This is a genomic window from Janthinobacterium sp. P210005 (genome assembly GCF_036231865.1).
Taxonomy (GTDB): Bacteria; Pseudomonadota; Gammaproteobacteria; order Burkholderiales; family Burkholderiaceae_D; genus Janthinobacterium; species Janthinobacterium kumbetense.
Map to the genome: position 1 here is coordinate 60,450 of NZ_JAZARC010000006.1, position 21,293 is coordinate 81,742.

Annotated in this window: 21 protein-coding genes; 18 read left to right on the forward strand and 3 right to left on the reverse strand. The window is 64.7% G+C overall.

The window, feature by feature from the left end:
• Positions 1 to 48 precede the first annotated feature (48 nt).
• From VPH40_RS22205 to eutC, 12 genes are all read left to right on the forward strand, one after another.
• Positions 49 to 1,029 (forward strand): 3-oxoacyl-[acyl-carrier-protein] synthase III C-terminal domain-containing protein, encoded by a 981-nt coding sequence (locus tag VPH40_RS22205; protein ID WP_328574528.1) that lies wholly within the window; start codon positions 49 to 51, stop codon positions 1,027 to 1,029.
• A gap of 10 nt (positions 1,030 to 1,039) precedes the next feature.
• Positions 1,040 to 2,077, forward strand: a complete 1,038-nt coding sequence (locus VPH40_RS22210) for an NAD-dependent epimerase/dehydratase family protein (RefSeq protein ID WP_328574529.1) — start codon at positions 1,040 to 1,042, stop codon at positions 2,075 to 2,077.
• Entirely contained in the window at positions 2,070 to 2,900 is an 831-nt protein-coding gene (locus VPH40_RS22215) for an MBL fold metallo-hydrolase (RefSeq protein WP_328574530.1), read from the forward strand. The genes VPH40_RS22210 and VPH40_RS22215 overlap by 8 nt, the downstream gene beginning before the upstream one ends.
• Complete coding sequence (locus tag VPH40_RS22220) at positions 2,897 to 4,201, forward strand: F390 synthetase-related protein (protein WP_328574531.1); 1,305 nt, start codon at positions 2,897 to 2,899, stop codon at positions 4,199 to 4,201. The genes VPH40_RS22215 and VPH40_RS22220 overlap by 4 nt, the downstream gene beginning before the upstream one ends.
• Positions 4,198 to 4,836 carry a phosphatase PAP2 family protein gene (locus VPH40_RS22225; RefSeq protein ID WP_328574532.1) on the forward strand — a complete coding sequence of 213 codons (639 nt, stop codon included), beginning with the start codon at positions 4,198 to 4,200 and terminating at the stop codon, positions 4,834 to 4,836. The genes VPH40_RS22220 and VPH40_RS22225 overlap by 4 nt, the downstream gene beginning before the upstream one ends.
• A complete protein-coding gene (locus tag VPH40_RS22230) occupies positions 4,833 to 5,948 on the forward strand; it encodes a sterol desaturase family protein (RefSeq protein WP_328574533.1) in 1,116 nt (371 codons plus the stop codon). Before VPH40_RS22225 ends, VPH40_RS22230 begins: the two co-directional genes overlap by 4 nt.
• Positions 5,945 to 7,069 carry a fatty acid desaturase family protein gene (locus VPH40_RS22235; RefSeq protein ID WP_328574534.1) on the forward strand — a complete coding sequence of 375 codons (1,125 nt, stop codon included), beginning with the start codon at positions 5,945 to 5,947 and terminating at the stop codon, positions 7,067 to 7,069. Before VPH40_RS22230 ends, VPH40_RS22235 begins: the two co-directional genes overlap by 4 nt.
• Before the next feature lie 186 nt (positions 7,070 to 7,255).
• On the forward strand, positions 7,256 to 7,816 hold the full coding sequence (locus tag VPH40_RS22240) for a GbsR/MarR family transcriptional regulator (RefSeq protein ID WP_257218865.1): 561 nt from the start codon (positions 7,256 to 7,258) through the stop codon (positions 7,814 to 7,816).
• Positions 7,813 to 8,454, forward strand: a complete 642-nt coding sequence (locus VPH40_RS22245; protein WP_099666633.1) for a DUF4166 domain-containing protein — start codon at positions 7,813 to 7,815, stop codon at positions 8,452 to 8,454. Before VPH40_RS22240 ends, VPH40_RS22245 begins: the two co-directional genes overlap by 4 nt.
• Positions 8,451 to 9,914, forward strand: a complete 1,464-nt coding sequence (locus VPH40_RS22250) for a TIGR01777 family oxidoreductase (protein ID WP_328574535.1) — start codon at positions 8,451 to 8,453, stop codon at positions 9,912 to 9,914. Before VPH40_RS22245 ends, VPH40_RS22250 begins: the two co-directional genes overlap by 4 nt.
• Before the next feature lie 34 nt (positions 9,915 to 9,948).
• Entirely contained in the window at positions 9,949 to 11,337 is a 1,389-nt protein-coding gene (locus tag VPH40_RS22255) for an ethanolamine ammonia-lyase subunit EutB (protein WP_328574536.1), read from the forward strand.
• Positions 11,338 to 11,346: 9 nt separating this feature from the next.
• Positions 11,347 to 12,120 carry an ethanolamine ammonia-lyase subunit EutC gene (gene eutC / locus VPH40_RS22260; protein WP_328574537.1) on the forward strand — a complete coding sequence of 258 codons (774 nt, stop codon included), beginning with the start codon at positions 11,347 to 11,349 and terminating at the stop codon, positions 12,118 to 12,120.
• Here eutC and tsaD read toward each other — a convergent pair whose 3' ends face one another.
• Positions 12,121 to 13,161, reverse strand: coding sequence for a tRNA (adenosine(37)-N6)-threonylcarbamoyltransferase complex transferase subunit TsaD (gene tsaD, locus VPH40_RS22265; protein WP_251351735.1), 1,041 nt, complete (start codon positions 13,159 to 13,161; stop codon positions 12,121 to 12,123).
• A 209-nt stretch (positions 13,162 to 13,370) separates the two neighbouring features.
• On the opposite strand from tsaD, the gene VPH40_RS22270 reads away from it, so the two are divergent.
• On the forward strand, positions 13,371 to 13,781 hold the full coding sequence (locus VPH40_RS22270) for a nitrite reductase (NAD(P)H) small subunit (protein WP_099666638.1): 411 nt from the start codon (positions 13,371 to 13,373) through the stop codon (positions 13,779 to 13,781).
• A gap of 45 nt (positions 13,782 to 13,826) precedes the next feature.
• Here VPH40_RS22270 and VPH40_RS22275 read toward each other — a convergent pair whose 3' ends face one another.
• Both VPH40_RS22275 and VPH40_RS22280 read right to left on the reverse strand, forming a co-directional pair.
• Positions 13,827 to 14,888 (reverse strand): 3-deoxy-7-phosphoheptulonate synthase, encoded by a 1,062-nt coding sequence (locus VPH40_RS22275; protein ID WP_099666639.1) that lies wholly within the window; start codon positions 14,886 to 14,888, stop codon positions 13,827 to 13,829.
• A gap of 150 nt (positions 14,889 to 15,038) precedes the next feature.
• Positions 15,039 to 15,716 (reverse strand): hypothetical protein, encoded by a 678-nt coding sequence (locus VPH40_RS22280; RefSeq protein WP_328574538.1) that lies wholly within the window; start codon positions 15,714 to 15,716, stop codon positions 15,039 to 15,041.
• A gap of 147 nt (positions 15,717 to 15,863) precedes the next feature.
• Between VPH40_RS22280 and ybiB the strand changes: the two genes are divergently transcribed.
• From ybiB to dnaG, 5 genes are all read left to right on the forward strand, one after another.
• A complete protein-coding gene (gene ybiB, locus VPH40_RS22285; RefSeq protein WP_328574539.1) occupies positions 15,864 to 16,856 on the forward strand; it encodes a DNA-binding protein YbiB in 993 nt (330 codons plus the stop codon).
• A 56-nt stretch (positions 16,857 to 16,912) separates the two neighbouring features.
• Entirely contained in the window at positions 16,913 to 18,127 is a 1,215-nt protein-coding gene (locus VPH40_RS22290) for an NAD(P)/FAD-dependent oxidoreductase (RefSeq protein WP_289898840.1), read from the forward strand.
• Between the two features lie 183 nt (positions 18,128 to 18,310).
• Positions 18,311 to 18,523 (forward strand): 30S ribosomal protein S21, encoded by a 213-nt coding sequence (rpsU, locus tag VPH40_RS22295; protein WP_008451879.1) that lies wholly within the window; start codon positions 18,311 to 18,313, stop codon positions 18,521 to 18,523.
• 195 nt (positions 18,524 to 18,718) lie between these two features.
• Positions 18,719 to 19,171, forward strand: coding sequence for a GatB/YqeY domain-containing protein (locus VPH40_RS22300; RefSeq protein ID WP_076567823.1), 453 nt, complete (start codon positions 18,719 to 18,721; stop codon positions 19,169 to 19,171).
• Between the two features lie 130 nt (positions 19,172 to 19,301).
• The gene (gene dnaG, locus VPH40_RS22305; protein WP_099666643.1) at positions 19,302 to 21,098 is read left to right on the forward strand and encodes a DNA primase; all 1,797 of its coding nucleotides are present in this window, start codon (positions 19,302 to 19,304) and stop codon (positions 21,096 to 21,098) included.
• Positions 21,099 to 21,293: the final 195 nt, after the last annotated feature.

A 21,293-nucleotide genomic window follows, 5' to 3' on the forward strand; every position in this document is an offset into this window, starting at 1 on the left:
GCATAGACCCTTCATCAACCGTATTTATTTTATTTTGTTAAGGCCAACATGATTCCAGTTCGCCTGATCGCGACGGGCAAGGCCGTGCCGTCGCAGAGTGTGACTTCCGCCAGCCTGGACCAGACATTGGGCCATCCGGCTGGCTATACCCTGCGCAAGAGCGGCGTGCTGTCGCGCTTTGTCGCCGCGCCCGATGAATCGCAAAGCCAGCTGGGCGCCGCCGCCCTGCTCGACGCGCTGAAGAATGCCAGCCTGCGTCCGGCCGACATCGACTTGTTGATCTGCGCCAACGGCGTGCCCGAGCAAGCGTTGCCGAATACGGCTTGCTTCGTGGCCGAACATGCGGGATTGCCGCCAGGCACGCAAAGCTTCGACGTCAACGCCAGCTGCCTCAGCTTCATGGCCGCCTTCCGCGTGGCCGCGTCCATGCTGGCGGGCAGCGCCTACCGGCGCATCGCCATCGTTTCGTCCGACCTCGCCTCGCGCGGCGTCGACTGGAGCGAGCCGGAAGCGTCGATGATCTTTGGCGACGGCGCCGCCGCCGTCATCGTCGAGCGCGGCGATGGCAGCGCCGGCATCCGCGCCTACAAGATGGGCACGTATCCGGAAGGGCGGCGCTACTGTGAAATCCGCGGCGGCGGCACCGAGCGCAACCCGCGCAACGGCTGCGAACCGGGTGATTACCTGTTCCGCATGGATGGCAAGGCCGTGTTCCGCCTGGCCGTCAAGGTGATGCCGGATTTCCTGGCGGAACTAATGCAGGAATCGGGTGCGGGACTGGAAAAAGTCGACGTGGTCGTGCCGCACCAGGCCAGTCCATTGGGACTCGCGCATGCGGCGCGCATCCTCGACGTTCCCGATGCTAAAATCATCAAGATCTTTGAAACGCATGGCAACCAGGTGGCCGCGTCCTTGCCCACCGCCCTGCACGAGGCGGTGATGACGGGGCGGGCCGTGGCAGGCCAGCGTTTGCTGATGATGGGCACGGCCGCGGGCCTGACCATCGGCGGCATGATTCTTGACCTGTGAAGGTGGTGTGATGAGGCGGATACTGGTCACGGGAGCGACGGGCGGCTTGGGGCGCAATGCCGTGCGCACCCTGCTGGCGCAGGGCGTGGAAGTGCGCGCCACGGGCCGCAACGCCGCCGTCGGCCGCGAACTGGAACGCATGGGCGCGCAATTCGTCGCGCTCGACCTGGCGCAGGCATCGCCACGCCAGGTCGATGAACTGGTGCGCGGCATGGACACCGTCTGGCACTGCGCCGCGCTGTCGTCGCCGTGGGGGCCGGAACGCGACTTCATCGCCGCCAACGTCACGGCCACGGGCCAATTGCTGCGCGCGGCCGCCAGCCTGCACGTGGCGCGCTTCGTGCACATCTCCACCCCGGCCATCTATTTCGACTACCGCAACCACCTCGAAGTGCCGGAAACCTTCCGCCCCGATGCCTTCGTCAACGCGTATGCGCGCAGCAAGGCGATGGCGGAAAAGCTGGTGCAGGATTGCGTCGACCGCCACCGCGGCATGACGTGCGTGATCCTGCGCCCGCGCGCCATCTTCGGACCGCACGACCAGGTCCTGATCCCGCGCCTGGCGCGGGTGCTGCAGGAGCGCGGCGGCAAGCTGCCCCTGCCCAACGGCGGAGCGGCCACCATCGACATCACCTATGTCGACAATGTCGTGCACGCGATGTGGCTGGCCACCGTGCACAAGACCATCGCTTCCGGCGCCGCCTTCAACATCACGAATGGCGAACCGGCGCGCCTGTGCGACATCTTGCGCCCCCTGTTCTGCGACCATCTGCAGCAGCCGTTCGAGATCGTCAGCGTGCCTTACCGCGTGCTGGCGCTGGTGGCGCGCCTGATGCAGTTCGCCTCGCGCTTTACCCGCCGCGAACCGTCGCTCACGCCCTACAGCATCGGCGCGCTCAGTTTCGACATGACGCTCGATAATGCCAAGGCGCGCAAGGTGCTCGGCTACCGCCCCATCGTCAGCCTGCAGGAAGGCATCGCCCTGACGGCGCAGTGGATGCGCCAGGAAGCGGCGGCGCACAAGGTGGGCAAGGAGCGCAATGGCTAGCATCACCGCGTTTCGCGTCGGCCACTGCACCCATCCTTCGTGCATGGTCTTGAAAGGCAGCGGGCTGGCCAGCCGCTGCTTCCCCTCGCGCGCCTATCTGATAGCGACGCGCGCGGGCCTGTACCTGTGGGACACGGGTTACGCCGAGCACTTCCGCGCTGCCACGTCGAAGGGCGTGTACCGCATGTATGCGTGGGTGACGCCGATTTCCTTCGATGAGAGTGAATCGTTGCAGGGCCAGTTGCGCGCGCATGGCGTGGCGCCCGGCGATATCCACACTCTGTTGCTGTCACACTTCCACGCCGACCATATTGCGGGGCTGCGCGACTTTCCCGGCGCGCGGCTGATGGCTTCCCAAACGGGCTGGGATGCCGTGCGGGGACTGTCCGGCGTGGCTGCCGTGCGCCAGGCCTTCGTGCCCGAACTGCTGCCAAACGACATAGCCGACCGCCTGGATTTCGTGGAAAGCGTGCCCGAGACGGCCTTGCCGGCGGCCCTGCTGCCATTTACGCACGGGCGCGATGTCAGCGGCACGGGCGAAATCTACATCGTCGACTTGCCCGGCCATGCCATTGGCCACCTGGGCGCCTTCGTGCTGCAGGATAGTGGCTGGACCTTGTTGGCGTCGGATGCGGCCTGGGTGCCGGAAAGCTTTCAGCAGCTGCGCGGACCGTCCGAACTGTCGTTCCTCATCCAGCACAAGCGCGCGCCGTACTACGCTACCCTGAACCGGCTGCACCAGCTGCACCGGTCGGGCAATGCGCACATCCGCATCACGCATGAAGACACGGCGGACTATGTTCCTGTGGCGGGCCGCCCGTGAAGCGTATTGTTTGGTTACTGCTGTCGTACTGGCGCACGCGCCGCCTGCGGTTCACAAGCCGCCCGCAGCTGGGCGCCTACCAGCGCAAGCAACTGGCGCGCTTCACCGAGGTGCTGTGCGCGCGCAGCACCTACTTCGCCCCGTTCCGCGATCTGCCCCTGGCGCAGTGGCCGACGATGAACAAGGCGCTGATGCTCGAGCATTTCGACGCCATGAACACGCAAGGCATCACGCTGGCGCAGGCGATGGACGCGGCCATGGCGGCCGAACAGAGCCGCGATTTTACCCCCGCCGTGGGCGACATCACGGTGGGGCTGTCGTCGGGCACCTCGTCGCGGCGCGCCGTGTTTACCGTCAGCCCCCGCGAAAAGGCGCAATGGGCGGGCGTGATGCTGGCCAAGGCGCTGCCCGACGGCCTGTTTTCCGGCGAACGGGTGGCGCTGTTCCTGCGCGCGAACAGCAATCTGTACACGGCCGTGCGCTCGCCGTGGCTGACCTTTGCCTTCTACGATTTGTTCGAACCGTTCGACAGCCTGTGCGCGCGGCTTGCGCAATATCAACCTTCCGTCATCGTCGCGCCGGCCCAGGTGCTGCGCCAGCTGGCCTTGCGCGTCATCGACGGCAGCCTGGCGCTGGCGCCGAAAAAAGTCATTTCGGTGGCCGAAGTGCTGGAAGCGCAGGACCGCGCGCTGATCGTGCAGGCGTTTGGCGCCGTGCATGAAATCTACCAGGCCACCGAGGGTTTCCTCGCCAGCAGCTGCGAGCATGGCGTGCTGCACTTGAACGAAGAGTACGTGCACATCGAGCCGCAGTGGCTGGACGCTGAACAGAGGCGCTTCGTGCCCGTGATTACGGACTTCACGCGCATCACGCAGCCTATCGTGCGCTACCGCCTCGACGACATCCTGCTCGCGCGCGCCACGCCATGCCCGTGCGGCCGCGCCACGCGCGCCATCGACGGCATCGAAGGGCGCTGCGACGACATGCTGTTCTTGCCATCCTTGCCGTCGGCGAACGGCGGCGCCCCCGTCGCCGTGTTTGCCGACGTATTGACGCGCGCGTTTGCGCAAGCCTTGCCGCCGGACGCCGATTACCGCCTGGTGCAGTCGGGCGACGCCTCCTTGCAGCTGCACGCGGCCCTCGATGCTGCCGGCCTGGCCGCCTTGCGCGCGCACCTGGCAGCGGTGTTGCGCGGCTTGGGCGTGGCCGTCGACGGCCTCGCCTGGACGGTGAGCGGCGAACTGCCTCCCTTTGACCCCACCATGAAACGGCGCCGCATCCGGCGCCTCGCAAGCGCATGAACCCTTCTTCCATGACCGTACGCGGCCGCCTGCTGCACCTGCTGGCCGGCTGGGGCAGCGTCGGCCTCGTGTATTTTTCCAGCGACTTGCTGCAAGGGCAGGGCGTGTTGCTGCCGGAAACGGCCATCGACCGCGCCATCCCCTACACGGATGCCGCCATCTGGCTGTACCTGTCCTTCTTCATCCTGATCCCGTACGCCTACCTGGCGGCCGATGCGGCAAAGGTACGCTGGCTGGCGCGCGCCATGGCGCTTTCCGCGCTGGCTTGCGGCGTGGTCTTCCTGCTGTACCCGACCACGCTCGCGTATCCGCCCGTGGGCGAGGGCAGTGCCTGGAGCACGCAGGCGCTGCGCCTGCTGCAGGCGGCGGACTCCGCGCAAAACTGCCTGCCGTCGCTGCACGGCGCCCTGACATTGCTGTGCGTGTGGGCCTTGTGCGGCAGGCGCCACCTGCTGCGCTCCGCGCTGGCCGTGATGCTGGGCGTGGCCATCTGCTATGCCATCATCGCCCTGCGCCGGCACGTGAGCATCGACCTGGCCGCCGGCCTGTTTGTTGGCGTCGCTGGCGGCATCCTGGCCAAAATGCAGGTATCCTTGGCTGCCCGCCGCGCCGTTTCCATAAAAACCGCATCATGATGAATCCCTTTGCCCTGTCGTTTTTGATCATGCTGGCCTTCGTGCTGGCCGAACTGCTGATCCTCAAATGGGTGCGCAAGACCCCCGTGCCGTGGAAGGACGTGATCTTCAACCTCAATTCCGGTCATATCCTGATGTGGGTGTTCCGCGGGGTGGAGGTGGCGGCGTTCGCCCTGCTGCTGCGCCATGCGAACCTGCACCTCGTCGACCAGTGGCCCGTGGCGGCGCAATGGGTGTTCGCCTTCTTTGCCTGGGACCTGTGCTTTTACTGGATGCACCGGTTGCACCACAAAATCCCCCTGCTGTGGGCCGTGCACGTGGTGCACCACCAGGGCGAGCATTTCAACCTGTCGCTGGGCGTGCGCAATTCCTGGTATTCGTCGCTGACGAATTTCCCCTTCATCGCCATCCTGGCCGTGCTGGGCGTGCCGCTGGAAATCTTCCTCGTCGTCTCGTCCCTGCATTACACGGTGCAGTTCTACAACCACAATGCGCTGGTGAACAAGTCCGGCATCCTGGATAGCTTCATGGTCACGCCGTCGCACCACCGCGTGCACCACGGCACGGATAAACGCTACATCAACCGCAATTTCGGCGGCACGCTGTTGATCTGGGACAAACTGTTCGGCAGCTTCCAGCCCGAACTCGAGGGCGTGGAAATGCGCTATGGCGTGAAGGGCATGACACCCACGCACAACCCGCTGCTGGCCAGCAATGGCAAATTGTTCACATGGCTGCACGCGCGTTTCCCCCACTGGCAGTCGCGCGGCACTTTCCACGTGCCCGAGCTGTTCATCGGCACCGGCGGCGTGATCCTGTTTGGCCTGGTGATCTATTACGTCAACCATGAAGCGCTGCTGGCGGGCGCGCAGCAAGCCATCCTGTTCGCGCTGATCTTCGGCGGTACCCTGGCGCTGGGCGGCCTGTCGGATGCGAGACGCTGGGGCGCCATCGCCTGGGTCGCCATCGCCTTGGCCATGCCGGCCCTGTATCTGGGCTGGTATGGCGCACGCGATGCGTGGGGCATGGTTTTCCTGGCCGCGCTGCTGGCGCATGGCCTCGACGGCGCGCGCCGCCTGTGGTGGCCGGCAGCGGCGGGGACGCGCGCGTGACGCAGCCTGTACCTTCGCTGCCGCCGCTGCGCTTCCAGCCCGCACGCGATTCCGCCTTCCGCCGCGAATTGCGCGCGCGCGCCGACGCCTACCTGGCGGACGAAGGAAAACACCGCTTCGGCGACGCGCGCCTGCATGCGAAAACCGTGTTCCTGGCCGCGCTGACGGTGGGGCTGTATGCACTGGCGCTGCGCGCCGAAAGCACCTGGCCGTTTGTCGCCAGCTACGTGGCTTGCCTGGTCGCGGCCATGACCTTGGCCATGAATACCTTGCACGATGCGGCCCATAGCGCCGTCTTCCGCCAGGGAGCCTGGAACCGCGTGCTGATCCGCCTGGTGGGCTTGCCCGTGGGCGTGGATACGGATTTCTGGACCATCCGCCACGTGCATTTCCATCACACGTATGCCAACGTGGAAGGCTATGACCTGGACACGGAACCGAATCCGTTTTTGCGCCAGACGCCGTTCCAACGCTGGTCGCCGCAGTACCGCTATCAATACCTGTACTGGCCCGTGGTGGCGGCCCTGTCGCTGCCTTATTTGAACTGGTATGGCGACTGGCTGGACCGCTTCGGCAAGACGCCCGTGGCGGCGCACAGCCGGCTGCAGGGCTGGCGCGGCTGGCTGTCGTTCCTGGGCTGGAAGCTGGGCCATGTGGCGCTGGTGCTGGCGCTGCCCATGTGGGTGCTGCAGCAGCACGGCATCGGCTGGGGCGTGGTGCTGGGCGCGTATTTCGTGGGCCAGATGATCGCCTCGTGCGCGCTGGTGGCGCTGATCCTGGGCACGCACTGGGCCGAAGTCGAGTTTTTCCAGCCGGGCGCGGACGGTACGCTGCCGCACGACTGGTACCAGCACACGTTTTACACGGCTTGCGACTGGACGCCGCAGCCGCGCCGCCTGCGCTGGCTCGGTTACTGGCTGGGCGGTTTGAACCTGCACCTGACGCACCACTTGTTCCCCACCTGGAACCACCGCCACTACCCGGCGCTGGCGCGCATCCTGGCCGAACTGGCGCCGCGCCACGGTCTCGTGTACCGCGAACTCGGTTATGGCCAGCTGCACGCGTCGCAGCAGCAATTCCTGCGCGCCATGGGCCAGCCGCCCGCCGGCAGGGACCTGTAACGAATCGCACTTGACTCGGTTTCCGTTCCGTCTTACATTTCTGTAGCGACAGAAATAAGAGAAAATCATGAAATCAAGAACGCCTAACAGAACCGTAGCGAGCGGCAGTGATTTGTGGCCGAGAAGCGCAGCTGTGCTTGAGCACAGTGAGCATCGCAGACCGCAAAGCGCGACGCGGAGTAGATTATGGTAGGCGTTCTGAGTCCGACCACGCAAAAATATATTCTGCACTGGGGGGAAATGGGCACCCGCTGGGGCGTCAACCGCACGGTGGCGCAAATCCATGCGCTGCTGTTCCTGGCCAACGAACCCTTGACGGCGGAAGACATCGCGGCCAGCCTGAACGTGGCCAGGTCCAACGTCAGCAACAGCCTGAAGGAATTGCAAAGCTGGGGCCTGGCGCGCATCACGCACGTGATGGGGGACCGGCGCGACCATTTCGTCGCCCTGCAGGATGTGTGGGAAATCTTCCGCGTCATCATGGAAGAGCGCAAGCGGCGCGAGATCGACCCTACCCTGACGGTGCTGCGCGAATGCGCGATCGAGGGCGAGCACGATGCGGCGATACCGCCGGCGACGCTGGAGCGCATGGGCGAAGTGCTGGCGTTTCTGGAAATGCTCAGCAGCACCTACAGCGACTATAAGAACCTGCCGCCGGCGACCCTGCAGCGCATGCTATCGATGGGCGGCAAGGTGGCCAAGTTCCTCAGCCCGGAAGACAAACCGGGCAAGCGCGGGGAATCATGAACGGCCCCTCGGAAGGAGAACTGTTCAAGAAGGTGATGGGCGAGCAGTGGCTGACCCTGCACCCGGACATCCGCCGCCGCTTCGAGAAAAATCCCGCGCCGGGCCAGCCCCTGTATTACCGCGGTGAACTCAGTGAGCTTACCAGTTCGCGCCTGGGAAAATGCCTCGGCTGGCTGACGCGCCCCTTCATCGATGGCGCCCTGATTCCGCATGACGACCACGACTTCCCCGTGGATATCGAAGTCTATTCGCGCCCCGGCTGCCCCTTCATCTTCAAGCAGCGCACCTACCGTTTGCATGGGCGCGCGCCGATCCGCTTCACCTCCTATATGGCCGAAAGCGCCAGGGGCGAAGTGCTTGAATACGTGGGCATGGGCCTGGGCATGAAGCTGCTGCTCCACGTCGAGGATGGCAATCTGCACTTCACCAGCGACGGTTATTTTTGGGACCTGTTCGGCTGGCGCATGCCGCTGCCCGGCGTGCTCACTCCCGGCAAGACCTATCTGTGCCACCGCAACGAGACACCGCAGCAGTTCAACATCCGCATCGAGATACGCCACGCGCTGTTCGGCACCACGTTCACCCAGGCGGGCGTGTTTCGCGAGTCCGCCGCACCGGAAATGAAGGAAACACCATGAATACGCATCTGCTGGCCCTGCAACTGATGGCGGCGCAAGGCTGCCTGGGCGCCTTCGACACCATCTACCACCATGAAATCACGGAGGCGCTGCCGCAAAAGACGTCCGCAAGGCTGGAATTGACCATCCATGCGACGCGCGCCCTGATCTACAGCTTGCTGTTCGTGGGCCTGGCCGCCTGGGAGTGGCATGGCGCCTGGGCCTGGGTGCTGGTCATCGTGTTTGGCGTGGAAATCGTGCTGACCCTGTGGGATTTCGTCGTGGAAGACCAGACCCGCCTCTTGCCCGCCACGGAGCGGGTCACGCACACGGTACTGGCGATTAACGCGGGCGCCTTCATCGCCTTGCTGGCCCTGAACAGCAGCGAGTGGGCCACGTTGCCGACGGCCCTCGTGTGGCAGCCGTATGGCTGGCTCAGCGTCTTCCTCGCCCTGTGCGGCGTGGGCGTGGGCTTGTCCGGCCTGCGCGACGCGTATGCCGTGTGGCAGCTGGGCCGGCGCAAGGTGCAGGAAAAGCAAGAGCAGGAAGAGCACCTGCGCTTTGCCGCCGCGCCGCAGTCCGTGCTGGTGACGGGCGCCACGGGTTTCATCGGCCAGCAACTGGTCAGCGCCTTGCTGGCCGATGGGCATGCGGTGACGGTGCTGACGCGCCAGCCGAAACAGGCCGCGTGGACCTTCGATGGCCAGGTGCGCTGCATCGACTCGCTGGACGCATTGGCGGATGCGCAGCGCATCGACATGGTGGTCAATCTGGCCGGCGCGCGCATCGTCGGGCGGCGCTGGACGGAGGCGCGCAAGGCGGCGCTGCGCCGCAGCCGGGTGGCGCTGACGCAGGAACTGGTGGCGTGGATCGCCCGCGCGCAGCACAAGCCGCGCGTACTGCTGTCGGCGTCGGCCATCGGCTATTACGGCGTGCAGCCGCAGGGCGACGCGACGGAGTTGACGGAGGAGAGCGCGCCGCAAGCCATCTTCATGTCGCAGCTGTGCCAGGAATGGGAAGCGGCCGCGCGCCAGGCGGAGGCATTTGGCGTGCAGGTGGGCTGCATGCGCTTTGGCCTCGTCTTCGGCCACCAGGGGTCGCTGCCGCAGATGCTCTTGCCGATCCGCTTCGGCGTGGGCGGCCCGCTGGGCAGCGGCAAGCAGTGGGTCACGTGGGTGCATGTGCGCGACGTGATCCGCGGCATCGCCCACCTGGCGCGCCGCAGCGAAGAGCACGCGGTGAGCGGCGCGTATAACTTCTGCGCGCCGGAAGCCATCGAGCAGCGTCGCTTCGCCCAAGTGGCGGGCGCCGTGCTGCACCGCCCCAGCTTCCTGCCCACGCCGGCCTTCGTCATGCGCACCATGCTGGGCGAGCAGGTCGACTTGCTGGTGGAAGGCCAGCGGGTCGCGCCGCGCCGGCTGCTGGGCGAAGGCTTTGCCTTCCGCTACCCACAGCTGGAAGGGGCGCTGCGCAGTTTATAAGTTGGCGTAAGATGGGGATGGGAGGAACCGAACCATGCCCCGTTTCAGCCATACGATAGACCACCATACCTATGCCTTCGCCAGCCTGAAGGAGCTGCTGGCGAAGGCCACGCCGCCCCGTTCGGGCGATGTGCTGGCCGGCGTGGCGGCAGCCAGCGCGCGCGAACGGGTGGCGGCGCAGCTGGCGCTGGCGGACGTGCCCTTGTTGACCTTTCTCAATGATGCGCTGGTGCCGTACGAAGACGATGAAGTCACGCGCCTGATCATCGACAGCCACGAGCGCGCCGCCCTGGCGCCGATTTCCCACCTGTGCGTGGGAGATTTCCGCGACTGGCTGCTCGACGACGCGACGGATACGCCAACGCTGTCCCAGGTCGCCGCCGGCATCACGCCGGAAATGGCGGCCGCCGTCTCAAAAATCATGCGCCTGCAGGACCTGGTGCTGGTGGCCCGCAAGTGCAAGGTCGTCACGGCCTTTCGCAATACCCTGGGCCTGGAAGGCCGCCTGTCCACGCGCTTGCAGCCGAATCATCCGACGGACGACGCCACGGGGATTGCCGCCTCCATCCTCGATGGCCTGCTGCTGGGCAGCGGCGACGCCGTGATCGGCATCAATCCCGCCACCGACAATGTGGCGCAGGTGGTCGCGCTGCTGCACCTGCTCGACGCCGTCATTGATCAATATCAGATTCCCACGCAGTCGTGCGTGCTCACCCACATCACCAATACGCTCGAGGCGATACGTCGCGGCGCACCCGTCGACCTGGTATTCCAGTCGGTGGCGGGCACGCAGGCGGCCAACCGCAGCTTCGGCATCGACCTGTCCCTGCTGGCCGAGGGCCAGGCGGCGGCCCTGTCGCTGGGGCGCGGCACGGTGGGCAACAACGTCATGTATTTCGAGACGGGGCAGGGCAGCGCCCTGTCGGCCGGCGCCCACCACGGCATGGACCAGCAAACGTGCGAGGCGCGCGCGTATGCGGTGGCGCGCGCCTTCCAACCGCTGCTGGTCAATTCCGTGGTGGGCTTCATCGGCCCGGAATACCTGTACGACGGCAAGCAGATCCTGCGCGCGGGACTGGAAGACCATTTCTGCGCCAAGCTGCTTGGGCTGCCCATGGGCTGCGACGTGTGCTACACCAACCACGCGGAAGCGGACCAGGACGACATGGATGCCTTGCTGACCATGCTGGGCGTGGCCGGCTGCAATTTCATCATGGGCGTGCCGGGCGCGGACGACATCATGCTCGGCTACCAGAGCACCTCGTTCCACGACGCCCTGTATGCGCGCCGCGTGCTGGGCCTGCGTCCCGCGCCCGAATTCGCGGCCTGGCTGGCGCGCATGCGGATCACGGATGCGCAGGGCCGTTTGAACGCGGCGCTGGCGCCCGCCTTCCAGGCGGCCCTGCTGCGCCTGGGCGACTAGGGAGGATACATGGACGAGAAAAGCCCGTGGCAGGCGCTGCGCGCGCATACGGCGGCGCGCATCGCGCTGGGGCGCCGCGGTGTGAGCGTGCCGACCAGCGCGCAGCTGGCGTTCCAGCTGGCCCACGCGCAGGCGCGCGACGCCGTGCACCTGGCGCTCGATGGCGGCGCCCTGGCGCAGACGCTGGCAGAACAGGGGCAAGCCTGCGTGCAGCTGCACAGCGCGGCCGCCACGCGTGCCGACTATCTGCAGCGGCCCGACCTGGGCCGCCGGCTCGACGATGCTTCACGCGTGCGGCTGGCCGCCTTGCCGCAAGGCGTGGATCTTGCGCTGGTGGCGGCCGATGGCCTGTCGGCGCTGGCCGTGCAGCGCCACGCGGCGCCCTTCCTGGCCGCCTTGCGCGAACGGCTGGCGCTGGAAGCGTGGACGCTGTCGCCGCTGCACATCGTGGCGCAGGGACGGGTGGCCATCGGCGACGAAATAGGGGAGTTGCTGAAGGCGCGCGCCGTGCTGGTGCTGATCGGCGAGCGACCGGGATTGAGTTCCCCGGACAGTCTGGGCCTGTACCTGACGTGGGCGCCAAAAACAGGCTTGCTGGACGAGCGCCGCAACTGCATCTCGAACGTGCGCCCGGAAGGGCTGGCGTATGCGCAGGCGGCGTACCGGCTGCATTATCTGCTGTCGCAGGCGTTCAGCCGGCAGCTGTCGGGCGTGGGCTTGAAGGATGAAACGGTGGCGGAAGGCGCGGCCCTGGCGGGCGCGCGCAACTTCCTGCTGGCGTGATCAGACTTCGCGGATTTCGTCCAGCGGCCAGCGCGGGCGCACGTTGAACGAGTAATCGTGCTTGGCCGCCTGCGGGTTGATTTGCAGGCGCATGGCGCCTGCAAAGGCGATCATGGCGCCGTTATCGGTACAGAATTCCAGCTCCGGGTAATACACCTTGAAGCGCTTCTTGGCGGCGGCCGCGTTGAGCGAGGCGCGCAATTGCGCGTTGGCGCCCACGCCGCCGGCGATCACCAGGCGTTTCAAGCCCGTGTGCTTGAGGGCCGCCACGCATTTGGCCGTCAGCACGTCGACGATGGCGTCGACGAAGCCGCGCGCGATGTTCGCCTTGTCCTGTTCGCAGATATTCGCGATGACTTTTTCTTCATGGTTCTTGACCACCGTCAGCACGGCCGTCTTCAAACCGGAGAAACTGAAATTGAAATCCTTCGAGTGCAGCATCGGGCGCGGCAGTTTATAGGCCAGCGGGTCGCCGAATTCGGCCAGGCGCGAAATGGCGGGGCCGCCCGGATAGCCGAGTCCCAGCAGCTTGGCCGACTTGTCGAACGCTTCGCCGGCCGCGTCATCGAGCGTTTCGCCCAGCATCGTGTACTGGCCCACGCCATCGACGCGCATCAGCTGCGTATGGCCGCCGGACACCAGCAGGGCGATGAAGGGGAATTCCGGCGGTTCCGACGCCAGCAATGGCGACAGCAGATGGCCTTCCAGGTGGTGGATGCCCAGCACCGGCTTGTTGATGGCCAGGCCCAGGCTGCAGGCTACGGAGGAACCCACCAGCAGCGCGCCGGCCAGGCCGGGCCCCTGCGTATAGGCGATGGCGTCGATCTCGGGCAGGGTGATGCCGGCCTTGGCCAGGGTTTCATCGAGCAGCGGGATGGCGCGGCGGATATGGTCGCGCGACGCCAGTTCCGGCACCACGCCGCCATATTGCTCGTGCATGGCTACTTGCGAGTAGAGGGCGTGCGACAGCAGGCCGCGTTGCGTGTCGTACAAGGCCAGGCCGGTTTCGTCACAGGAGGATTCGACGCCAAGAACAATCATGAAGGTACTGAATAGGGAGGAGTAATCCGCCATTGTAAAGGAAAGCCGGCTGGTCCACCGTGCGGCGGGCGCACCATTTCGGCGGCAGTGTGCACTTGCGCAGTGCGCCGCGGCGGGTTTTTCCCCCGCATTTTGGCCATTTTTCGCCTGTGCGGCACTGGCACCGCTCTTGCTTAGAGAGGCGTGTGCCTTTCTCAAGGGAGCTAGCGATGTCGGAACAATGGAAAATGATTTGCCGCCTGAAGGACATGCCGCCGGCGGGTGCGCGCATGGTGCAGCGGGGCCTGGCCTGGCAGGATTTGCCGGGCGTGGCGCTGTTTCGCGCCCTGGATGACACGGTGTATGCCTTGCTCGACACGGTGCCTTGTCTGGGCGGCCCGCTGGCGCATGGGGTGCTGATGGAGAAAAACCTGATGGGGCCGAAGAACAGCTGGATCATCGAACTCGATTCGGGCCGCCTGGTGGCGCCCGTGCAGGGCATGGCGCGCACGTACGCCGTGCGCATCCTGGACGGACGCATCTACCTGGACGTCAATGAACTCAATATCCCGGCCAGCAAGGCGGAGCAGGCGCTGGCGGGATCGTTCGCCGTGCTGCCGCATGTGCAGATGGCCGTGTGAAAAAAAACGGCGCACAGGGCGCCGTTTTTGGTCTCCGCGAGAGGCTTACGCCGGGCGGTTCAACAAGTGCGCATGCGCGTCGCGCAGCATGGTCGCCGTCGTGTCCCAGTCGATGCAGCCGTCGGTGACGGAGCAGCCGTAGGTCAGTTGCGACAGGTCTTGCGGGATCTTCTGGTTGCCGCCGACGATGTTCGATTCGATCATCACGCCCACCAGCGAGCGGTTGCCCTGGCGGATCTGGTTGACCACGTCGGCCATCACCAGCGGTTGCAGTTCCGGTTTCTTGTAGCTGTTCGCGTGCGAGCAGTCGACCACCAGGTTGGCGGGCAGCTTGGCCTTGGCCAGCGCCTGTTCGGCGATGGCGATCGACACGGAATCGTAGTTCGGACGGCCGTCGCCGCCGCGCAGCACGACGTGGCCGTACGCGTTGCCGCGCGTGCGCACGATGGCCACGTTGCCTTCGCCGTTAATGCCCAGGAAGGAGTGCGGGTGCGCCGACGACAGGATGGCGTTGACGGCGATGCTGATGTCGCCATCGGTGCCGTTCTTGAAGCCGACGGGCGTCGACAGGCCGGACGACATTTCTCGGTGCGTCTGCGATTCCGTGGTGCGCGCGCCGATGGCCGTCCAGGCGATCAGGTCGCCCAGGTATTGCGGCGAGATGGGGTCCAGCGCTTCGGTGGCGGTGGGCAGGCCCAGTTCGCACACGTCGAGCAGGAACTGGCGCGCCTTTTCCATGCCTTCGTTGACCTTGAACGAGTCGTCCATGTACGGGTCGTTGATATAGCCCTTCCAGCCCGTGGTGGTACGCGGTTTTTCGAAATACACGCGCATCACCAGCAGCATCGTGTCCTTGACTTCCTCTTGCAGCGCTTTCAGGCGGCGCGCGTAATCGAGGCCGGCGACGGGGTCGTGGATCGAGCACGGGCCGACGACGACGAACAGGCGCTGGTCCTTGCGGTCGATGATGTTGCGCAGCGCTTCGCGGCCGCGGCTGACGGTGTCGAAGGCGCTTTCCGACAGGGGCAGCTTGGCGTGCAGTTCGGCCGGTGTCGGCATGGGCGCGAAAGAGGTGACGTTGATATTTTCGATGTCTGGCGTATTCATGATTCTGGCTCGGCTTTCGCTATTGCGTTCTTTAAGAGGCAATAGTGTAGCGGAAATGCGGCCTGGCGGCGGGGATGGGGCCAAAACGGGAATGGCTGAGTTGTTTTTATGGCAGGGCCGGCACGCCGCCGGCCCCTTGCTTCCGGGCGCTCAATGACCGCCGGCCAGGCTGGCGCCAACGCTGTAGCGGGCGATGCGCGGGTAGTTGCCGGCCAGCTCGGGTGGCCGGGACAGGCCGGGATGGCGCCGCACATGCGCAAGTATGGCGCTTTCGTGCTGGCGTATCTGCGTATCGAGGCAGGCGATCTGCTGGCGCAGCAATTGATGCAGCGCAATCTGGCCCGCATGGAAATGGGTTTCCAGGCGCGCCATTTCCTGCCGGCGCAGCTGCCGCACGGCTTGCAGGCGGCGCAGCCACTGGCGCAGCTCCACGTAGGCGGGTGAAGGCGGCGTCCAGGGGACAGGGCGTGCCGCCGCGCAATACTTGGCCAGCACCACGGCGCCGCGCACCGCGCCGCCGGGCAAGCCGCAGCCGCGCGCATACGCTTCCAGCCGGCCGGGCTCGGCATCGCAGACCAGCATGCCCATGCCGGCCAGCGCGCTGGCGGCCGCCTCGCTGTGCGGCTCGTTCACGCGCATGCAGACGCGCAAGCCCATGACGGACACGTCGTTCCTTTGCAGCCAGCTGCTCAGCCAGCGGTAGCCGGCCATGTCGTTTTCCAGCACCTTGCACAGCACTTCGCCGCCCGAGAGCAGCACGGCTTTCAGCAGCAGCTTGCTCGTTTCGATGCCGACGAAGGCCGTTTCCTGTTTGCTTGCGTGTTCCATGATGAGTCCTCCTGTGCAGTCTTATACGCAGCGGTGGCGCGTTTGGATGCAGTTCCATCCAAGAAATAGCTTGAAAGACTGTTGCATTGGCGTCCATGGCGGCTTCCAGCCCGTCTGCAAGGGGGAGAATCCGTGTAAACTGGCGCCATGACGACTGTTTCCATCCCCCATACCGATGTGGCCGGCGAGCCATTCCCCGCAGCACGTTTCATCAAGGAAATAGGGCGCGGCAAGAACGGCGCGCGCAGCATGACGCGCGATGACGCCCGCGCCCTGTACCGCGCCATGCTCGAGGGCCGCGTGTCGGACCTGGAATTGGGCGGCATTTTGTTGTCGATGCGCATCAAAGGCGAGTCCGTGGACGAGATCGCCGGCTTCCTCGACGCGGCCGAAGCGTCATTCGTCCCGCTGGCCGCGCCGGCCGGCGAATTCGCGCCCATCATCATTCCCAGCTACAACGGCGCCCGCAAGATGGCCAACCTGACGGCCTTGCTGGCGCTGCTGCTGGCGCGCGCGGGGGCGCCCGTGCTCGTGCATGGCGTGACGGGCGACCCGGGCCGCATCACGACGGCCGAAGTGCTGGCCGCGCTGGGCGTGCCCGCCTCGCCGGACCATGCGCAGGCCGAGGCCGCCATGGCGCGGGGGGAAGCCGCCTTCCTGCCCATCGCTGCGCTGGCGCCGCGCCTGGCGCACATGCTGTCCCTGCGGCGCGTGCTGGGCGTGCGCAATTCCACGCACACCCTGGTGAAAATCATGCAGCCGTTCGCCGGTTCCGCCCTGCGCCTGGTGTCGTACACGCACCCGGAATACCTGGAAATGCTCGGTGAATATTTCCTGACAGCATCAGATCCTGCGCGCGGCGACGCTTTCCTGATGCGCGGCACGGAAGGCGAAACGGTGGCCAATGCCAACAAGGCGCAGCAGATCGACTGGTTTCACGGGAGCGAACGCACCGTGCTGGTGGAAAAACAGTTGCTGGTGGAAGAGTTGCCGCACTTGCCGGCCGAGCGCGATGCGGCCACCACGGCCGCCTGGATCGCCGCCGTGCTGCGCGGCGAGGTGCCCGTGCCGCCGTCGATCGCCGAGCAGGTGGAGCAATGCCTGATGGCGTCGCGGCAGATTGCAGCACGGCCGCGCTAGCCGCGCCGCCGCAGTTTACAATGGCGTCTTTGTAATCAGCGGTGACCGGAATTCTTATGGCAAAACAATTTGATGTGGCAGTGATCGGCGCGGGCGCGGCCGGCATGATGTGTGCGGCTGTTGCCGCCCAGCAAGGCAAGCGCGTGGTGTTGATCGATCACGCGGCCAAGCTGGCCGAAAAGATCCGCATCTCGGGTGGCGGGCGGTGTAATTTCACCAATATTAACGCCACGCCACAAAATTTCCTCTCGGAAAACCCGCATTTCTGCAAGAGCGCCCTGTCGCGCTACACGCCGCAGGATTTCCTCGCGCTGGTGAAAAAATACCGGATCGGCTACCACGAAAAGCACAAGGGCCAGCAATTCTGCAATGAATCGGCCGAGCAGATCATCGACATGCTCAAGGACGAGTGCGCCGCTGGCGGCGTGCATTGGCGCATGCCGTGCAAGATCGACAATGTTGTGCAGCAGGAAGATGGCGGCTTCGTGCTGCAGACCGATAGCGGCGACATCGAGACGGCCAGCATCGTCATCGCCACGGGCGGACTGTCGATCCCGAAGATCGGCGCCACGGATTTCGCCTACCGCATCGCCAAGCAATTCGATTTGATGATGGTCGAACCCCGTCCGGCCCTGGTGCCGCTGACGTTCGACCCGGCCAGCTGGGCGCCGTTCGCGGAACTGTCCGGCATCGCGCTGGAAGTGGATGTGGAAACGGGCAGCCTGAAAGGCCGCAAGGCCACGGGCGCGCGTTTCCGCGAAGATTTGCTGTTCACCCACCGCGGCTTGTCGGGCCCGGCGATTCTGCAGATTTCCAGCTACTGGCTGCCGGGCGAGCCCATCGTCGTCAACCTGTTGCCGGAAGTGGACGTGGCGCAGACCTTGATTGAAGGCAAGGGCACCTTGAAGAAGCAGCTGGGCAATATCGTCGCGCAATGGCTGCCGCAGCGCCTGGCGGACTGTTTGCTGGCCGTCAACGGCCTGGCGCCGGATGCGCGCATCGCCGACATGCCCGACGCGCAGCTGCGCAAGCTGGGCCAGGCCATCAATGCCTGGTCCATCGTGCCGAACGGTTCCGAAGGCTACCGCAAGGCCGAAGTGACGCGTGGCGGCATCGACACGCGCGAACTGTCGCAGCAGACCATGATGGCGAATAAGGTGCCGGGTCTGTATTTCATCGGTGAATCGGTCGATGTGACGGGCTGGCTGGGCGGCTACAACTTCCAGTGGGCCTGGGCTTCCGGCGTGGCGGCAGGTATTGCCTTGCAGTAAGCAAGTCTGTAGGATGGGGTTCTGGCGCCCGGTGCGCCGACCCCGGTGCGTGGTTTACGCCACATTCCGGCAGCGACCGCAGGCTGCATGCCGCACGCAAGTGGGGGAGGGGCTTCCCTTTCCGAATAAAAGCTGCTACTATCTATCTCTTCCTATACACCACCTCAACGGTTTGAATTTTACATGACCACTATTCGCCTTAAAGAAAACGAGCCGTTCGAAGTCGCAATGCGTCGCTTCAAACGCACCATCGAAAAAACGGGTCTGCTGACCGAATTGCGCGCACGCGAATTCTACGAAAAGCCAACAGCTGAGCGCAAGCGCAAGCTGGCAGCTGCTGTCAAGCGTCATTACAAACGCATCCGCAGCCAACAACTGCCGAAAAAATTATTCTAAGACTGTTCAGTCAGAACCAACCCGGGTAGTTCGGCGCATTGTTCGCCACGGGTTTTGTTTTGATTCGCCTGAAGTGATACTTCAGATGAGTCGCATACCCGCTCCGGTTCGCCGCAGCGGGTTTTCGCTTTTGTGGCTGCCTGCTTGGAGTACACAGATCAGCATCGAGCCCTACTTACCAACACGAGGATTGCCATGAGCTTGAAAGAACAAATTACCGAAGACATGAAAAACGCCATGCGCGCCAAGGAAGCGGGCAAGCTGGGCACGATTCGCCTGCTGCTGGCGGAAATCAAGCGCAAGGAAGTCGACGAGCGCATCGAATTGACGGATGCCCACGTGACGGCCATCGTGGAAAAGATGATCAAGCAGCGCAAGGATTCGATCACCCAGTTCGAAGCCGGTGGCCGTGCCGACCTGGCCGACATTGAAAAAGCCGAGCTGGTGCACCTGATCGGCTACATGCCTGCGGGCCTGTCGGAAGAAGAAGTGGCGGCTGAAGTGGCTGCCGCCGTGGCCGCCTCGGGCGCCGCCGGTCCGCAAGACATGGGCAAGGTCATGGCCATCGTCAAGCCGAAGCTGGCTGGCCGCGCCGACATGACGGTGGTGTCCGCCCTGGTCAAGAAAGCCTTGACGCCGGCAGCGTAAGCATACAATAGTAGCAAGGGCTGCCAGCCGTCGCGCTGGCAGCCTGTTAACAGCCCACACGTTGACCTGGCTCAACCTCAGGCCGCGTGCGGTAGTATAGTCTGACCTATAACAAGACCCGCCCTAGCCAGTGATACCTCAATCCTTCATTTCCGATTTGCTCAACCGCGTCGATATCGTCGACGTCGTGGGGCGCTATGTGCAACTGAAAAAAGGTGGCGCCAATTTCATGGGCTTGTGCCCGTTCCACAGTGAAAAATCGCCCAGCTTTACCGTCAGCCCCACCAAGCAGTTCTATCACTGCTTCGGCTGTGGTGCGCATGGCACCTCGATCGGCTTCCTGATCGAGTACTCGGGCATGGGCTTTGTCGACGCCGTCAAGGACCTGGCGCAGAACGTGGGCATGGTCGTGCCGGAAGCGGACGATAAAATTCCGCCAGCCCAGCGCGCGCAGATCCAGGCGCAGAGCCTGGCCCTGTCCGACGCCATGACGCAGGCCTGCGATTATTACCGCGGACAATTGCGCCACGCGCCGGAAGCCATCGCCTACCTCAAAAACCGGGGCTTGACGGGCGAAGTGGCCGCTCGCTTCGGCATGGGTTTCGCGCCCGGCGGCTGGGACAATCTGCGTTCCGTCTTCCCCGACTACGACGTGGTGGCCCTGGCCGAAGCGGGCCTGGTGATCGACAAGGTCGATGAAGAGGGCAACAATCGCAAGCGTTACGACCGTTTCCGCGAACGCATCATGTTTCCGATCCGCAATACCAAGGGCCAGGTCATCGCCTTTGGCGGCCGCGTGCTCGACCATGGCGAACCGAAATACCTGAACTCGCCGGAAACCCCCTTGTTTTCCAAGGGTTTCGAACTATATGGGCTGTTCGAGGCGCGCCAGGCCATCCGTGACGCCGGCTATGTGCTGGTGACGGAAGGCTATATGGACGTCGTTGCCTTGGCGCAAATGGGTTTCCCGCAAGCCGTGGCGACCCTGGGCACGGCGTGCACGCCCACCCACGTGCAAAAACTGCTGCGCCAGACGGATAACGTGATTTTCAGCTTCGACGGCGACAAGGCCGGCCGCCGCGCTGCCCGCCGCGCGCTGGAAGCGAGCCTGGCCCACGTGTCGGACAATAAAACCATCAAATTCCTGTTCTTGCCGTCGGAACACGATCCGGACAGCTATATCCGCGAATTCGGCGCTGAGGGCTTCGAGCAGCAAGTGCATGAAGCCATGCCGCTGTCGCAATTTTTGCTGAAAGAAGTGTCGGGCGAGCATGATCTGTCGGAACCGGAAGGGCGCGCTCGCGTGCAGTTCGACGCCAAGCCATTGCTGCAGCTGATGGCGCCGTCGTCCCTGCGCCTGCAGATCGTACGGGGACTGGCGCAGCTGACGCAGTCCACGCCGGCCGAGATCGAAGCCCTGTTCGAGCTGGCGAAACCCGTTGCCGTGGCGCACCGCGCGCCGCCGAAATCGGGCCGCCCCGTGCCTGTCGGCCTGGAATTGAAGATCATGCGCATGCTGGTGGCGCATCCGCCGCTGACGATGCGCATCGACGAAGCCGCCCTGGCCGCCTTCCAGCACCTGGGGCCGGACGCGGCGCACAGCCTGGGGCAACTGGTGGCCGTGGGCCAGGCTCTGGGCGAGCACGGCAGTTTTGCCGCGCTGGCGCAGCAGTTGAAGGAGCTGGGCAGCGAGTATGACGAGATCATCGGCGAGATCGCGGCCGGTACGGAATCCGATTACGACAGCGAATTGTCGTGGCTGGTGAGCACCATCCGCGAGATCAAATTGAATGCCTTGAAGGCGGAATTGCAGCAATTGTTTGCGTCGGGTTTGCCATCCGAGAAAATTGGTGTACGCTACCGCGAAATCATGCAGGAGCAGGGGGCGCTGGAGCGCGAGCGCGATGCCGAGTTGGTGAATCGCTAACCTTGCCTTGAGGGTATGGCGCGCACTGGAAAAACATTTTTCGCGTGCTATAATTAAATGCTAAGTATTGTGTGCTTTGGCAAGCTAGTTCTGTTTCGTAAATAGTATTTGTTTTCAGTAAGTTAGGCTCTTGATCGGCGCGGTGGATCGTGTCGGCAGCCAGGGCCAACTGGCGTTTTCGGCGTTGCGGGCAAG